The following is a 15,063-nucleotide window of genomic DNA, read 5'->3' on the forward strand; positions in this document are numbered from 1 at the left end:
GGCCACCGGGTCGCCGGCCCGCCCCCCGCCGGCGACCCGGTGGCCTGGTCGGACGTGGCCCGGGTGCCGCACCTGTTCTTCCACTCCCTCGTGGTGGACCCGGCGCGGGCCTTCGACGGCGATGACAAAGCCGGCGGCTACCTGGACTTCATGGTCACGGTGGACGAGTTCGACGCCGTCATCCGGCAGGTCTACGAGCGCGGCTACGTGCTGGTCTCCCCACACGAGCTGTACGAGGTGGGCGAGGACGACGTCGTCCGCCCGAAGACCCTCATGGTCCCCGAGGGCCGCACCCCGCTGATCCTCTCCCTGGACGACTGCTCGTACTACCTCTACATGGACGGCGACGGCTTCGCGGACCGCCTGATCGTGGCCGAGGACGGCCGCGTCCGCAACGAGTACACGGACGCCGAGGGCACCACGCACGTCGGGGCGTTCGACGTCGTCCCGCGTCTGGACGACTTCCTCGACGAGCACCCGGACTTCAGCCTCAACGGCGCCCGCGGCGTGCTGGCCATGACCGGCTACGACGGCGTGTTCGGCTACCGCACCTCGGCCCGCGAGTTCGGGGACAGCCCCACGTTCGACGCCGACGTCGCGGCCGCCACCGAGGTCGCCGACGCGCTCAAGGACAGCGGCTGGGAGTTCGCCTCCCACACGTGGGGCCACCGGACGGTGCCGAAGCTGACCATGGAGGAGCTCGAGTTCGACATGGGGCACTGGCACCAGGAGGTCGAACCGATCCTCGGCCCCACGGACATGCTCATCTACCCGTTCGGCGCGGACGTGACCGGGCCCGGCAAGTACACGGAGGACAACGAGCGGTACCGCTACCTCCGCGAGCTCGGCTACCGCTCCTTCTTCCTCGTGGACGGCACCTCCAAGGCGTGGGGCCAGCTCGAGCCCGGCTACTACCGTGGCTCGCGCATCAACGTGGACGGCATCAGCCTCGCCGCGGCCGTCTCCGGCGAACGCCCCGTGCTGGAGGAGTTCTTCGACCCCCGGTCCGTCCTGGACCCGGCCCGCCCCGAGTCCATCCGCGGCCCGAAGAAGCCGAGCCCGGCGCCGTCGTCGTCCGCCGCGGCCCCGAGCACCCCGCGACCCTGAGGAGAGCACCATGTCCATCCCCGCCACCGAGGTCGAGGCCCGCTGGAACGCGGCCGCCGAGCCGTTCACCGCCGTCGTCCGGGAGGTGCGGGACTGGGACGCGGCCACCCCGTGCGAGGGCTGGGACGCGCTGGACCTGCTGGACCACGTGATCGCCGGCCAGCGCGACTTCGCCGCCCGTCAGGGTCGGGAGGTGCCCCTCTTCGACGGCTCCCGCCAGCAGATGGCCACCCAGTGGGCCAAGCACGCCGCCGCCATGTCCGCCCTCGCCGGTGACGAGGAGTTCATCATGCGGCCCATGAAGACCGCGCTGGGGGAGATGACCGTGGGCGAGGCGTTGATCCGCTTCCACGCGTTCGACCTGATCGTGCACCGTTGGGACCTGGCCCGCTCGCAGGGCGTGGACGCGCGGTTCACGGACGCGGAGATCGACTGTGTGGAGGAGTCGCTGGCGCTGTTCGGCGACGCCGCCTACACGCCCGGCATCCTGGGCGAGCCCGTCCCCGTGGCCGACGACGCCGACCGGCAGACCCGCCTGCTCGGTCGCCTGGGCCGCCGGAGCTGAGACCAGAGCAGGACCCGTCCCCGAACCGCAGGAGGCACCGTGAGCGAGTCCACCGGTTTCAGCGCCGCGGAGCAGGCCGCGATCGCCGAGCGTGCGCAGGAGCTGCGCGCCCAGCGCGGCGGCAGGAAGAAGGCCGATGCCCTGCAGGACCTGCTGGCGAAGATCGAGGAGATGCCCGAGCAGGACCGCGCCATGGCGGTGGGGGTGCACCGGATCGTCACGGAGGTGGCCCCGGAGCTCGAACCCCGCACCTGGTACGGCATGCCCGCCTACGCGCGCGGCACGGACGTGCTCGTGTTCCTGCAGGTCAGCAGCAAGTTCGGCGTGCGGTACACGACCCTCGGCTTCAACGAGGGGGCGAAGCTCGACGACGGCGTCATGTGGCCGACGTCGTTCGCCCTGACCGCCCTCGACGACGACGTCCGGGCCCGGATCGCCGATCTGGTGCGCCGCGCCGTGGGCTGACGTCCGGCGCAGAGTGGTCACGACACGCCGCGTCGCGCACGGGGAGACGGCGTGTCGTGACCACTCTGCGGGCTCTCCGGCCCCTCCGAGCCCGCCGGCCCCTCCGCGGACCGGGCCGCCCGTCGCCAGTGGCGCACCGCCCACAGGGTCAGACCGCCCACGGTGAGCCAGCCCACCCCGAGCAGCACGCCGTTCACGACGCCCGGGCGCACCGCGAACGCCCCCATCGCCACGAGGGAGAGCTGTCCGGGGATCACGCCGACCGCGGTGGAGCCGGCGAAGATCCCCAGCGGCACGGCGAGCGCGCCCGCCCCGTAGTTCACGGGCCAGTACGGCAGCCCCGGGGCGACGCGCAGGGTCAGCAGGGCGAGGAACCCGGTGTCCTCGAGCCGCCGCTCCACGGTCTCGGCGTGGCGGCCGAGCCAGCGCAGGGCCACCTCGCGCCCGACCGCGCGCGCGATGCCGTACGCCCCGAGTGAGCCCAGCAGGGCTCCGACGACGGACAGCACCGTCCCCTCGATCGCACCGAAGAGCACACCGGCGGTGACCGCCATGATCGTCACGGGGATGGGGGTGAGCGCCACGGCCGCGTACAGCACGGTGAACGCGAGCCAGCTCCACCAGCCGAAGCCGTCGAGCTGGGTGCGCAGCTCGTCCACGCCGGGCAGGCGCACGGTGAGTGCGAGCCACACGAACGCCGCCACCACGAGGACGAGGGCGGCGATGCGCAGGATCGACACCCCGCGGTGCCCGGTGCGGGCGGGCAGGGTGGAGGCGGCGCCGGAGTCGCGCGGCGGCACGGCGGTGGAGGGCATCGGCTCAGGCTACCGGTATTCGCCCCGCCCCGTTCCGTCCGCATGTCCTCCCTGGTCTGCGGCCACGCCCTGCTCTGTTTCGGTGGATCACACGCGTGTGACTCATCCACACCTGTGGACAACTCTGTGGAGAACCCTGTGCACGCGGCCCGCCGGGTGTGGACGGAGGGGCTCAGACGGTGGACGCGCCGGGCGCGTCGTCACCCGGCCGCGCCTCACCCGGACCCGCGTCGCCCGGCCCCGCCGCCGGCTCGTCCTCGAAGGCGGGACCGCCGTCGTCCTCCCAGGCCGCGGCGGCGTCGTCGTCCCTGTCGGTCTCCTGCACCTGGTCGTGCAGCCGCTCCATGCGGGTGTCCAGGTCAGCGGCCACGCGGGCGGCGGCCACGAGCTCGGTCGCGATGTCCGGGGGCACGCCGCCGTCGAACTTGTAGTTGATCTTGTGCTCGAGCGTGGCCCAGAAGTCCATGGCGCTCGTGCGGAACTGCATCTCCACGGTCACCGGGATCGTGCCGGTGGACAGGTGGATCGGCACCTGCACGAGGCAGTGCAGACTGCGGTAGCCGGAGGGCTTGGGCCGGGAGATGTAGTCCTCCACCTCGAGCACCCGGATGTCCGGCTGCTGCGTGAACTGGCGGAACACGCGGTACACGTCCCGGGCGAAGCTGACGATCACGCGCGCCCCGGCGATGTCCGTGACGTTGGTGCGCAGCGCGTCCAGGTCCAGGGACAGCCCGCGGGCGGACGCCTTGCGCAGGATCGACTCCGGCGACTTCACCCGCGTGACGATGTGCTCGATGGGGTTGTAGTCGTGCAGGTGCGTGAACTCGTCCCGCAGCACCTCGAGCCGCGCCTCCACCTGGAGCAGGGCCGAGCGGTACTCGAGGTCGAAACGCTCCACGTCCTTGCGCAGGCGATCCAGCGCCTCGGACATCGCGGGGGAGAGCTGCGTCAACTCGGACACGGGGGTGCCGCGCAGCGCCTCGACGTCCGCCGAGGGCGTGGGCGCGTCCGGGGAAGGGTCCTGCTCCATGGCCTCAGAGCCTACGGCGGGATCCTGCGAGACGGCTGGCCGTCCACAGGCCCGACGGCGGCCCGTCAGTCCTCGGCGGGGATCAGCACGCGCTCGAAGGCGGCGCGCTCCTCGTCGGAGACGGCCACGGGCCGCCCGACCGCCGGGTCCACCTGCACGAACACGGCGTCGCACAGCACGCAGCGCCGCCCGTCCTGCCACAGCTCGTGGCGCAGCGTGAAGGACGTCCGGCCGATCCGCAGGATCCACACCCGCGCCGTCACCTCGGGCCCGGCGTAGACCACGGGCGCCTCGTACTGGACCTCCATGGACCGCACGACGCGCTGGACGTCCGGGGACGCCGTCGTCGTGGCCCACGCGGCCAGGGCGCGCACGCGCGCCTCCTCGGTGAGGGTGAGCAGGCGGGCGTTGTTGACGTGGCCGTAGCGGTCCTCGTCGGACCAGCGCAGCTGCAGCCCGACCTCGAACGGGGTCGGCGTGCCGGCGTCGGCGGGGGTCTTGGGGGTGGTCGGCTGAGTCACGGGGTGAACACCTTTCCTGGGTTGAGGATGCCGTGCGGGTCGAACACGGCCTTGATGCGCTGCTGGAGGTCGTGCTGGGCGTCGCCGAGCTCGTCCCGCAGGAACGCGCGCTTGAGCAGGCCCACGCCGTGCTCGCCGGTGAGCGTGCCGCCGAGTTCCAGGCCCGCGCGGAACAGCTCGCCGGCGGCCTCCCACACGTCCGCCGGGATCGACGCGGCGTCCTCGGCCGCGCCGCCCACCTGCGCCGCGGCGCCGAACAGCAGGATCGGGTGCAGGTTGCCGTCCCCGGCGTGGGCCGTGGTGGGGATGGCGACGCCGGTGCGTGCCTCGATCTCACGGATCCGCGCGAACATCTCGGCCATGCGGCTGCGCGGGACGGCCACGTCCTCCACGAGCGGGGTGCCGAGGCGCTCGAGCGCGGGGAACGCGGTGCGGCGCAGGGCCATGAGGGCCTCCCCCCCGGCGGGGTCCACGGTCACGGTGACGTCCCCGCCGTGGGCGCGCATGAGGGCGGCCATGGCCTCCCCGTCCGCCTCGGCGCCGGCACCGTCGGCCTGCACCAGCAGGAACGCGCCGGACTCGGGCAGGGCGGCCCCGCGTTCGGGCCCCGCGTGCGCGCGCACCGCGGCGAGCGTCGCCTCGTCCATCAGCTCCATCAGGGCGGGCACGTGACCGGCCCCGGTGATCGCCTCGGCCGCGGCGGCGCCCGCGACGACGTCCGGGAAGAACCCGCCGAGCGTCACCGGCACGCCGCGCACGGCCGGCCGCAGCGCCAGCGTCGCGCCCACGATCACGCCGAGCGTGCCCTCCGAGCCGATCATCAGCGCGACCAGGTCGTAGCCGGTCACCCCCTTGACGGTGCGGTGGCCCAGCCGCAGCAGGGTGCCGTCCGCGAGCACCACGTCCAGGCCCAGCACCGCCTCACGCGTGACGCCGTACTTGGCGCACAGCAGCCCGCCGGCGTTCATCGCGATGTTGCCGCCCACCGTGGAGATGTCCTTCGACGCGGGGTCCGGGGCCCACCACAGCCCGTGCTCGGCGAGCGCGGCGTTCAGCGCCCCGTTGAGGATCCCCGGCTCGACGACGGCCACGCGGTCCGCGGGGGAGACCTCCAGGATCCGGTCCATCGCGGTCATGTCCAGGACGATCTCGCCCGCCCCCGCGACGGCGCCGCCGGCCAGCCCCGTGCCCGCTCCGCGGGTGACCAGCGGGGTGCTGGTGGCGTGCGCGATCCGGCACGCGGCCTGCACGTCCTCCACCGTCCGCGCGCGGACCACGGCCAGCGGCGCGGCCGGGGAGCGGTGTCCCGAGCGGTCCGCCCGGGCGGCCTCGAGTGCGGCGACGGAGACGTCCACGCGGCCGGGCAGCTCCGCCTGCAGGCGGGCGACGACGTCGGCGGGCGGGGCGTCCGCGGCAGGCGGGGCGGCCGGGGCGAGCGGTGCGGAGAAGTCCATGCCCACCAGTGTCGCCGATCACACGGGGCGGAACGTGCGTCGGCCGGTCCGATGACGCGCCCGGCCCCGTCCCTAGACTGGCGGCCATGACCTCCCCGGACCCCGCGCCCCCGCGCCCCCGCGTCCACGTGCTCACCCTGCGCCCGGATGGGGCCCGCGAGGAGACCGCCCGCCGCGTGGGCGCGGTCCTCGCCGAGGCCTTCGCCACGGACCCCTACACGCTCGGGCTGGTGCCCGAGGACCGGCGCGAGGCCCGCCTCGAGCGCAAGTTCACCGCCGCCGTGCGCCACGGGCTGCGCGCGGGGGCCGACGGCGCCCCGCTCGGCGCCGTGGACGTCGCCGTGGACGCCGACGACGGCACGCTGCTCGGCGCCGCCGTGTGGACCTCCCCCGCCGCCCCCCGCGGGGTCGACGTGCCGGGCCTGCTGGCGGGGCTGCCCACCGCCGTCGCCGTCCACGGCCGCCACACCCTCACCCTGAAGCGCATCCAGGCCGCCTGCGAGCGGGCCCGCCCGGCAGGCCGACACTGGTACCTCGAGGAGGTCGGCACCGTCCCGTCCGCCCGCGGACGCGGGGCGGCGAGCGCGCTGGTGCGCCACGGCCAGCGCCGCGCGGCGGGCCTGCCCGTGCACCTCGAGGCGTCCGTGCCCGCCACCGTCCCGTTCTATGAGCGGCTCGGCTTCCGTGCCACCGGCCACGTGCCCGTGCCCGGCGGCGAGCCCCTGACCTGCCTGCGCTGGGAGGCCTGAGATGAGACACCCGATCCCCGACTACCTGGCGAGGCTGGTCACCGAGCTCGGCGCCGTGAACCCGGGCGAGACGGCCCAGTACATCCCCGTGCTCGCGGAGGCGGACCCGGACCGCTTCGGCATCGCGCTGGCCACCCCCACCGGGCGGCTGCACTGCGCGGGGGACGCGGACGTGGAGTTCACCATCCAGTCCGCGTCCAAGCCGTTCACGTACGCGGCCGCGCTCGTGGACCGGGGCTTCGCCGCCGTGGACCGGCAGGTGGGGCTGAACCCCTCGGGCGAGGCCTTCAACGAGCTCTCCCTCGAGGTGGAGTCGCACCGCCCGGACAACGCCATGATCAACGCCGGCGCGCTCGCGGTGCACCAGCTGCTCGTGGGACCGGAGGCGAGCCGGCAGGAGCGGCTGGACCGGGCCGTGGAGATCATGTCCCTGCTCGCCGGGCGTCGGCTCTCGGTGGACCGGGAGACGTACGAGTCCGAGATGGCGGTCTCGGACCGCAACCTCTCCCTGGGGCACATGCTCCGCAGCTACGGGGTGCTGCAGGACTCCGCCGAGGAGATCGTGGCCGGGTACGTGGCGCAGTGCGCCGTGCTCGTCACCGCCAAGGACCTCGCGGTGATGGGCGCGTGCCTGGCCACCGGGGGCATCCACCCGATGACGGGTGAGCGCGTGCTGCCGTCCATCGTGGCGCGGCGCGTGGTGTCCGTGATGACCTCCTCCGGCATGTACGACGCCGCCGGCCAGTGGCTCGCCGACGTCGGGATCCCGGCCAAGTCCGGCGTGGCGGGCGGCGTGCTCGGCGCGCTGCCGGGCCGCGTGGGGATCGGCGTGTTCTCCCCGCGCCTGGACGAGGTGGGCAACTCGGCGCGTGGCGTGTTGGCGTGCCGCCGCCTCTCCGAGGACTTCCGGCTGCACCTCATGGACGGCGACAGCCTGGGCGGCACCGCCGTGCGCTTCGTGGAGCGGGAGGGTGACCGCGTGTTCCTGCACCTGCAGGGCGTGATCCGGTTCGGCGGTGCGGAGGCGGTGCTGGACGCGCTCACGGACCTGCACACCGGTGCGGAGAAGCCCGGCACCGGGTGGGACGCCGCCGTCTACCCGCGGTGGCAGGAGGCCGCGGCGGACAGCGCGGCGCTCTCGGCCGCGACCGGCGGCGGTGCGGTGCACGAGGCCGCCGCCGTGGCCGCCCGAGACGAGAACGACGGGCCCATCCGCACCGTGGTGCTCAACCTCGCGCGGGTGGACCGGATCGAGGATGTCGGCCGGCGGCTGATCGCCGAGGGCGTGCGCCGGCTGCAGGCCGACGGCGTGCGCGTGGAGGTCGAGGATCCGGAGCGCATCCTGCCGCTGGAGGAGGCCGGCGCCCACTGAGGCGGCGGGGCGGGCAGGAGGGGGGCGCGGCGGTGTTCTCCGTCTCGCTCCCTTTCGTTCAACTGCTGTTCATGTGAGAATGGGCGGTCTCATCCCTTGACCCCGCCGTTCGAGGACGACTCCCATGCCCCTTTCCACCCCCTCCGCCGCACCCGCCCCGCCCCGCAGGGGGTCCGGGGGCGGATCGCGCACGCCGTCGTGTCCCGGCTACGCCCGCGTCCCGTGCCGCCGGTGGACCGTCGGACCCGCCTGGCGTGGCAGGTCTCGGGGGCTCTGCCGCTGATCGGGTGCCTGACCTCGTTCCCCATCGGGATGTCCAAGGATTCCATGGTGATCCCAGGCGTCGGCTATCAGGGCGGTTTCCCCGCGGGCTGGTCCCACGCCCTCAACCAGCCGGCGTACTTCACGTGGCTGTCCAACGCGCTGGTCGCGGGCACGTCGCTGACATTGGCCGCGCGTCGTGAGGCGCCCACGTCGGACACGTTCTGGGCCGTGCGCACCGCCGGCCTCGGCTCGGTGATGGTCACGGGGATCGTCTACAACGCGGTGCTGCGCGGCCGCGAGCAGGACACCTTCCTCTATCGGTTCAACGACGCGCTGCAGCACATCGTCAACCCCGTGCTCGCCCCGGCGGTGTGGGCGCTGTTCGACCCGCGCGGGCAGATCACGCCGCGGCGCGCCGGGCTGGCCTCGGTCATCCCGCTGATGTGGGCGGCGGTGACCATGGCGCGCGGACCCCGCATCGACTGGTACCCGTACCCGTTCCTCGACGTGCCGCGGCTCGGCCGCCGCAGCGTGGGCGTCGTGCTCGCCGGGATCCTGGCCGGCTTCACCGGGCTCATGGGCGTGCTCGGCACCGTGGACCGCCGCCTCGGCCTGGCCTGAGGGGCGGTCCACGGCGCTAGCGGCCGGCGCCCGGGGCTTTCGAACGTGAGAGAGGGCCTATCTCACGTTCGAAAGCCCCCATTCGCCCCCTTTCACGTTTGAAAGCGTGGGTGGGGAGGGCCGGCGACGACGGCGGCGCGTCAGTCGCCGCGGACGGCCTCGGCCACGGGCACGTCGCCGTCCACGAAGTCAATCTTCCGGCCCACCGTGCCCGGCTCATTGAGCACGGCCACGATCGCCCGGGCGACGTTGCCACGGCTGGCCTCACGCTGCGAGGCGTCGGAGTCGGAGAGGTCCGGGTCCACGGTGATGCGGCCGGACGGCTCCTCCTCGGTCAGGGCGCCGGGGCCGAGGATGGTCCAGGCCAGCCCGGAGTCCCGCAGTGCCTCGTCCGCCTCGGCCTTGGCCTCCGCGTACGTGTAGAAGGGGTCGTCCTCGGGCACGTCGTGGTGCAGGGACGCGCCGAGGTAGGACACCATCACGTAGCGCCGCACACCCGCGGCCTCGGCGGCGCGCATGCTGGCGACGGCGGCGTCGTGGTCCACGGCCCGGGTGCGCTGGGCGTCCCCGCCGCCGGCGCCCGCGGAGAACACGACGTTGTCCGCGTCGCGCAGCGCGTGGACCAGCTCCTCCTGGTCCGCCTTCTCGATGTCCAGGACGAGCGGTTCGGCGCCGGCGGCGCGGACGTCCTCGGCCTGGTCGGGGTTGCGGATGAGGGAGACGACGTCGTGGCCGGCCTCCGCCAGCAGGGGTGCGGCGAGCAGGGCCACCTTGCCGTGGCCGCCGATGATCACGGTGCGGGTCATGGGGATCTCTCCTTCGGTTCGATCGGGTGCTGGACTTCCACAGTAGGGAGAGCCCGACGCCGGTGCGAGGGTGGAGCGGCGCTCCACCGCCACCCCACTCCTCAGCTCTCCGCCTGGCCCTCCCGCCAGTAGCCCATGAAGGAGACGTGCTTCTTCGGCACGCCGCCGGGGCCAACGCTGAGCCGGCGCAGGGCGCGCACCATCGCGGACTCCCCGGCGAGGAACACGTAGGCCTCGGGCCGTTCGTCGGCCTCGAGGGCGGCGACGGTCCACTCGCGCTCGACGGAGGCCGCGGGCGGCGCGACCGGCCCGCCGGCGTCGTCGGGGTCCACGCCCAGCAGGGCGGCGAGGCGGGCGTGCGCCCAGGACCCCGACGGCGCCCCCGGCGTCCGGCGGCCCACGTGCAGGCGCACGCGGCCCCGGTCCGCCAGCTCCGTCACGGCCCGCCAGTCCCACGGTTCGGGGACGGCCAGGCGCTCGGCGATGAGGTCGGCGGCCTGCCCGTCGTGGGGCAGCTCGAGCACGAGGTCCGCCTCGCCGTCGAACCCGCCGAACGGGTCCGCGAGCTCCTCCGCCACGGACACCAGGGCGGGGACGGCGGTCTCGTCGCCCACGGCCAGCACACGGTGCGCCCCCGTCTGCCGCCAGCCGGACCACGCCGGCGCCTCCGCCGAGGGCACCAGCACGTTCACCGCGTCCCCCGCCTGGACGGCGCGCGCCCAGCGCAGGCCCGGCCCCTGATGCGGGTCGGCGGGGTCGTCCGGGTCGCCGTGCAGCACCACGTCCACGGTCAGCGAGGGCACCTGCCGCCCGTCGAGCCGCACGAGCCCGGCCGAGCGCACCGTGTACGTGCGCATCCAGCCGCGCTCCTCCTCGGGGATGGCCAGGAACCCGGCGCGGAACCCGGCGGACAGGTCCGGGTCCGCCGACGTCCCGCCCGGCGGGGGGATCAGCAGCTTCACATAGGCGTCCCGGCGCGGCCGCGCGCCCCGGTACAGGGCATGCAGGTCGGCGACGCCGGGCGGCAGCAGTCCCAGCAGGTCCCCGCTGGCGGCCTCCAGGTCCGGCCCCGCCAGCACGATCCGCCGGAACCCGCGGCACGGCTGCTCCACGGACACCACGCGCGTGTGCGCCACGATCATGCCGTCGGCGCTCATCGGCGGTCCCCGTTCCCGCGCGGCAGCACCACGGGGTGGCCCAGCAGCGGGTCGGCCACCACGTCCGCGTCCAGGCCGAACACCTCGGCCAGCACCTCCGGCACGATCACCTCGCCCGGCGTGCCCTGCGCCACCACCCGGCCCGCGGCCATCGCCACGATGTGGTCCGCGCTGCGCGCCGCCAGGTTCAGCTCGTGCAGCACCGCGACGACGGTCGCCCGGCCTCCGCCGCGCGGGTCCGGGAGCGCGCGCACCAGGTCGAGCACTTCCACCTGATGGCTGAGGTCGAGGTAGCTCGTGGGCTCGTCGAGGAGCACCACCGGGGTCTGCTGGGCGAGCACGAGGGCGAGCCACGCCCGCTGTCGCTGCCCGCCGGAGAGCGTGCCGGCCTCGCGCTCGGCGAGCTCCACGAGGTCGGTGCGCTCGAGCGCCGAGGCGATCGCGGCGTCGTCGCCGGCGGACCGGCCGCCGAGGAGCCCGCGGTGTGGGTGACGGCCGCGCGCCACGAGCTGCGCCACCGTCATGCCCTCGGGCGCCACGGGATGCTGGGGCAGCAGCGCCACGGTGCGGGCGTAGTCGCGTGCGGATGCGCGGGCGGCGTCCCGGCCGAGCACCTCGATGCTCCCGGCGCGCGGGGCGAGCTGGCGGGTCAGGCCGCGCAGCAGCGTGGACTTGCCGCAGCCGTTGGCGCCGATGATCGCGGTGACGCGTTCGGCGGGCACGTCCAGGTCGAGGTCCTCGACGATCGGCGGTGCCGAGGCCGGGCCGTAGCCGAGCGTCAGGCCGCGCAGGCGGATCGCGACGTCGTCGGCGGCCCCGGCGCGCGGTGCGGCGGGGGACGGGACGGTGAGCGGGGGAGCGGTCATGCGGAGCGCACGCCTCCTGGGGTCCGGCCCTGGCGCAGCAGCAGCCAGAGCATGAGCGGGGCGCCGGCGGCGCCGGTGAGCACACCGGTGGGCAGGGCGGCGCCGGTGAGCAGGGGGACGGCCTCGCCGGCCACGAGGTCCGCGAGGAGCACGAGCGCGGCGCCCGTGAGCGCCGCCGCGGGCAGGGAGGGTAGGCCGCGGGTGAGCCCGCGCGCCACCGGGGTGGCCAGCAGCGCCACGAACGCCAGCGGCCCGACGACGGCGGTCGCCACGGCGGCGAGCACCGCGCCGAGCCCCAGCGCCGCGGCCGAGGTGGGGCGCGGCCGGGCGCCGAGGGCGTGCGCGAGGTCCGGGCCGACGTCGGCGGGGGCCAGTCGCGCGTGGAGCACCCCCGCCAGCGGCAGGGCGACCACGAGCACGCACGCGAGCAGCGCGATGCGGCCCCACGTGACGCCGTTGAGCGAGCCGGCGATCCAGACGGTGGCCGACTGCAGGTCGTGCTGGGCCAGCGAGAGCATGGCCCCGGCCACCACGGCCTGGCCCGCCGCCGCGACCGCGATGCCGGCCACCACGAATCGTTCGCCGCCCACCGAGCGGGCCGTGGCGAACACCGCGGCCACCGCCGCGAGGCCGCCGACCAGCGCCGTGGCGGCGCGCGTCAGGTCCGATCCGCCGCCGGTCTGCCCGGCGGTCGCCAGCATCCCCAGCACGACCGCCGCCGCGGCGCCCTGGGTGACGCCCAGGATGTCCGGCGAGGCCAGCGGGTTGCGCAGGGTGCGCCGGTAGAGTGCGCCGGCCGCACCCAAGGCGGCACCGGTGAGCACTGCGGCCACGGCGTGCGGCAGCTTCTCCTCGAGCACGATGAAGCTCGCCCCCGGGATCGTCTCCCCGCCCAGGATCCGCACGAGGTCCGGGACGGTCACCTGGTACGTGCCCCACACCACGCGCAGCAGTGCGAGGACCAGCACGGCCACGGCGAGGCCCGCACAGGCCCATCCGAGGCGGCGCCGGTCGGAGCGGCGCAGGCGGGCGACGACGTCGGCCGCGGCGGTGCGCTGGAGGCTCATGCGGCCACCCCCGGGCGGCGCAGCAGCGCCAGCAGCACGGGCACGCCGAGCAGGACGGTGGTCACCCCGAGGTGGATCTCCCCGGGTGCCACGACGAGCCGCCCGGCGAGGTCCGCGAGGATCACGAGGACGGCGCCCCACAGGGCGCAGCCGACCATCAGGGCCCGCGTGCTCGGCGGCCGCAGATGGCGCAGCGCGTGGGGCACGAGCAGTCCCACGAACCCGACCGGCCCGGCCAGCGCCACCGCCGTGGCCGTGAGCAGCACGACCGCGCCCAGCAGCACCGCGCGCACCCGCTCCGGGCGCCCGCCCAGGCCGTGCGCGAGGTCGTCGCCCAGGGCGAGGGCGTCGAGCCCGGGGGCCACGGCGACGGCGGCGAGCAGCCCGACGGCGATCACGGGCGTCAGGGCGAGCGCCTCGCCGAGGTCGGCGCGGGCCACCGTGCCCACGGCCCAGAACCGCAGTCGGTCCTGGACCGTGGGGGAGAGCACGAGCAGCGCCGTGGTGCCGGCGGTGGCGCCGGCGGTGAGCGCCGCGCCGGCCAGCACCAGCGCCATGGGGGAGGGGGCGCCGGGCGTCCGTCCCCTCCGCGTGGCGGCCGCCGCCACCGCGTAGCCGAGCGCCGCCGCGACCAGCGTCCCGACGGCGGCCAGCGCCAGCACCCCGAACGTGGAGCCGGCGACGCCGAGCGCCATGCCCGCCGCCACGGCCAGCCCCGCGCCGGCGGAGAGCCCGAGCAGCCCCGGGTCGCCGAGCGGGTTGCGGGTGGCCCCCTGCAGGGCCGCGCCGGCCACGGCCAGCGCCGCCCCCACGAGCGCCCCCGTCACCACGCGGGGCACGCGGGAGGCCACGGCCGCCGCCTCGATGCCCTCCGGCACGGGGTGCCCGGTGAGGACCGCGCCCAGGGTGTCGAGCGCCGTCGTCGCCGGCACGGTGCGCGCGCCGAGGGCGACGCCGGCCACGAGCGCCGCCAGCAGCAGCGCCGCGGGCAGGGCGCCCATCAGCACGCCCGCGCGGGCGCGGGCCGGGGAGGAGAGGGCCGTGGACGGCATGGGGAGGGATCAGCCCTGCGCGGTCTTCGCGGCCTCGGCGATCGGCGGGACGACCTTCTCGAGCGCGAACGGGATGGACAGCGGGGAGATCGCGGAGACGGAGAGGACCTCCTGCTCGTCCGTCTGCAGGACGAGGGCGCCGGCCTTCACCGCGGGGATCGAGCCCAGCAGGGGGTCGGACTCGATGGCCTCGCGGACCGAGTCCTGGGCGGCCCAGGAGACGAACACGTCCGACTCCAGCTCGTCCGCGCGCTCGGGCGACCACGTGAAGAAGAACGCCTGGTCCTCCGGGGAGTTCTCCGTCACCACCGGCGCCTGCTCCATGCCGAGCAGCTCGAGGAACTTCGGGCGGTTGTCCACGTCCGTGTAGATGCTGATCTGGTCCGCGGCGGCGGGGTCGATGGTGCCGTAGACGAAGGAGGCACCCTGGAGATCCGCGTGCTTCTCGCCGGCGGCCTTGATCTGCTGCTCGAGGTCCGCGATGAGCTCCCCCGCCTCCTGCTCCGTGCCGAGCACGCGGCCGATGACCTCCGTGGACTGCTGCCACGAGGTGCCGTAGGCGGGGACGTCCTTCGGGTAGGCCACGGTGGGGGCGATCTTCGAGAGGCGGTCGTAGTCCTCCTGCGTGATGCCGGAGTAGACGGCGAGGATGACGTCCGGCTTCACGGCGGCGATCGCCTCGGCGTCGATGCCGGAGGCCTCGGACCACTGCACGGGCTTCTGGGCGCCCTCGGTCTCGGCGAGCTTCGCGTCGAACCAGTCGGTGGACTTCTCCGCGTTGCCGCCGAATTCCACGGCGGCCATGCCCACCGGCACCACCCCGAGGGCGAGGGCCACGTCCTGGTTCACCCAGGACACGGTGGCCACGCGGGTCGGGCGCTGCGGGATCTCGGTGGTGCCGTAGACGTGCTCGATGCTGCGCGGGAACGCGGCGTCCCCGCCCGCGGCGTCCGACGACGACGCGCCGGCCGACGAGGACGAGGCCGAGCCCCCGGCCGGGCCGGTGGAGCACGCGGCGAGCAGGAGGGTGAGGCCGACTCCCCCGCCGGCGAGGAGGGAGCGGCGGGACAGGGAGGACGGTGCCATGGCGGTGGCCTTTCACGGTCGCGACGCGCGGGCGCCGGGCGGAGGGGGTCGGGTCTGCGGTCGGGG

Annotated in this window: 16 protein-coding genes; 6 read left to right on the plus strand and 10 right to left on the minus strand. The window is 75.2% G+C overall.

Annotation, left to right across the window (positions count from 1 at the left end; all coding sequences use genetic code 11):
• The 3 genes from J1M44_RS05605 to J1M44_RS05615 all read left to right on the plus strand — a co-directional run.
• Positions 1 to 1,107 (plus strand): polysaccharide deacetylase family protein (locus J1M44_RS05605; protein WP_206480723.1); only part of this gene is annotated, 1,107 nt, incomplete at its 5' end.
• 10 nt (positions 1,108 to 1,117) lie between these two features.
• Positions 1,118 to 1,672, plus strand: a complete 555-nt coding sequence (locus tag J1M44_RS05610) for a TIGR03086 family metal-binding protein (RefSeq protein WP_144824503.1) — start codon at positions 1,118 to 1,120, stop codon at positions 1,670 to 1,672.
• 39 nt (positions 1,673 to 1,711) lie between these two features.
• Positions 1,712 to 2,137 (plus strand): iron chaperone, encoded by a 426-nt coding sequence (locus J1M44_RS05615; protein WP_135101269.1) that lies wholly within the window; start codon positions 1,712 to 1,714, stop codon positions 2,135 to 2,137.
• A 17-nt stretch (positions 2,138 to 2,154) separates the two neighbouring features.
• On the opposite strand, the gene J1M44_RS05620 is transcribed toward J1M44_RS05615, so the two are convergent.
• From J1M44_RS05620 to J1M44_RS05635, 4 genes are all read right to left on the minus strand, one after another.
• Positions 2,155 to 2,952 carry a TVP38/TMEM64 family protein gene (locus J1M44_RS05620; RefSeq protein WP_144824504.1) on the minus strand — a complete coding sequence of 266 codons (798 nt, stop codon included), beginning with the start codon at positions 2,950 to 2,952 and terminating at the stop codon, positions 2,155 to 2,157.
• A gap of 172 nt (positions 2,953 to 3,124) precedes the next feature.
• Positions 3,125 to 3,982 carry a GTP pyrophosphokinase gene (locus tag J1M44_RS05625; RefSeq protein WP_144824505.1) on the minus strand — a complete coding sequence of 286 codons (858 nt, stop codon included), beginning with the start codon at positions 3,980 to 3,982 and terminating at the stop codon, positions 3,125 to 3,127.
• Between the two features lie 65 nt (positions 3,983 to 4,047).
• Positions 4,048 to 4,503, minus strand: a complete 456-nt coding sequence (locus tag J1M44_RS05630) for an acyl-CoA thioesterase (protein WP_144824506.1) — start codon at positions 4,501 to 4,503, stop codon at positions 4,048 to 4,050.
• Complete coding sequence (locus tag J1M44_RS05635; protein WP_206480724.1) at positions 4,500 to 5,957, minus strand: FAD-binding oxidoreductase; 1,458 nt, start codon at positions 5,955 to 5,957, stop codon at positions 4,500 to 4,502. The genes J1M44_RS05630 and J1M44_RS05635 overlap by 4 nt, the downstream gene beginning before the upstream one ends.
• A gap of 86 nt (positions 5,958 to 6,043) precedes the next feature.
• Here J1M44_RS05635 and J1M44_RS05640 point away from each other — a divergent pair, with 86 nt between their 5' ends.
• The 3 genes from J1M44_RS05640 to J1M44_RS05650 all read left to right on the plus strand — a co-directional run bounded on the left by J1M44_RS05640 (position 6,044) and on the right by J1M44_RS05650 (position 8,963).
• Positions 6,044 to 6,706 carry a GNAT family N-acetyltransferase gene (locus tag J1M44_RS05640; RefSeq protein ID WP_049158229.1) on the plus strand — a complete coding sequence of 221 codons (663 nt, stop codon included), beginning with the start codon at positions 6,044 to 6,046 and terminating at the stop codon, positions 6,704 to 6,706.
• A 1-nt stretch (position 6,707) separates the two neighbouring features.
• Positions 6,708 to 8,078 (plus strand): glutaminase A, encoded by a 1,371-nt coding sequence (gene glsA / locus J1M44_RS05645; protein ID WP_206480725.1) that lies wholly within the window; start codon positions 6,708 to 6,710, stop codon positions 8,076 to 8,078.
• 327 nt (positions 8,079 to 8,405) lie between these two features.
• Positions 8,406 to 8,963, plus strand: coding sequence for a Pr6Pr family membrane protein (locus J1M44_RS05650; RefSeq protein ID WP_241252846.1), 558 nt, complete (start codon positions 8,406 to 8,408; stop codon positions 8,961 to 8,963).
• 140 nt (positions 8,964 to 9,103) lie between these two features.
• On the opposite strand, the gene J1M44_RS05655 is transcribed toward J1M44_RS05650, so the two are convergent.
• From J1M44_RS05655 to J1M44_RS05680, 6 genes are all read right to left on the minus strand, one after another.
• On the minus strand, positions 9,104 to 9,769 hold the full coding sequence (locus J1M44_RS05655; protein WP_144824509.1) for an NAD(P)H-binding protein: 666 nt from the start codon (positions 9,767 to 9,769) through the stop codon (positions 9,104 to 9,106).
• A gap of 101 nt (positions 9,770 to 9,870) precedes the next feature.
• The gene (locus J1M44_RS05660) at positions 9,871 to 10,926 is read right to left on the minus strand and encodes a siderophore-interacting protein (RefSeq protein ID WP_098470964.1); all 1,056 of its coding nucleotides are present in this window, start codon (positions 10,924 to 10,926) and stop codon (positions 9,871 to 9,873) included.
• Positions 10,923 to 11,792: an ABC transporter ATP-binding protein gene (locus J1M44_RS05665; protein WP_144824510.1), complete on the minus strand. Its 870-nt coding sequence runs from the start codon at positions 11,790 to 11,792 to the stop codon at positions 10,923 to 10,925. The genes J1M44_RS05660 and J1M44_RS05665 overlap by 4 nt, the downstream gene beginning before the upstream one ends.
• Positions 11,789 to 12,859: a FecCD family ABC transporter permease gene (locus tag J1M44_RS05670; RefSeq protein WP_144824511.1), complete on the minus strand. Its 1,071-nt coding sequence runs from the start codon at positions 12,857 to 12,859 to the stop codon at positions 11,789 to 11,791. Before J1M44_RS05670 ends, J1M44_RS05665 begins: the two co-directional genes overlap by 4 nt.
• Complete coding sequence (locus tag J1M44_RS05675) at positions 12,856 to 13,911, minus strand: FecCD family ABC transporter permease (RefSeq protein WP_144824512.1); 1,056 nt, start codon at positions 13,909 to 13,911, stop codon at positions 12,856 to 12,858. The genes J1M44_RS05670 and J1M44_RS05675 overlap by 4 nt, the downstream gene beginning before the upstream one ends.
• Before the next feature lie 9 nt (positions 13,912 to 13,920).
• Positions 13,921 to 14,997 (minus strand): iron-siderophore ABC transporter substrate-binding protein, encoded by a 1,077-nt coding sequence (locus J1M44_RS05680; RefSeq protein WP_144824513.1) that lies wholly within the window; start codon positions 14,995 to 14,997, stop codon positions 13,921 to 13,923.
• Between the last annotated feature and the right edge of the window lie 66 nt (positions 14,998 to 15,063).

It is taken from the genome of Micrococcus sp. KRD128, assembly GCF_017168395.1.
Lineage (GTDB): Bacteria > Actinomycetota > Actinomycetes > Actinomycetales > Micrococcaceae > Micrococcus > Micrococcus luteus.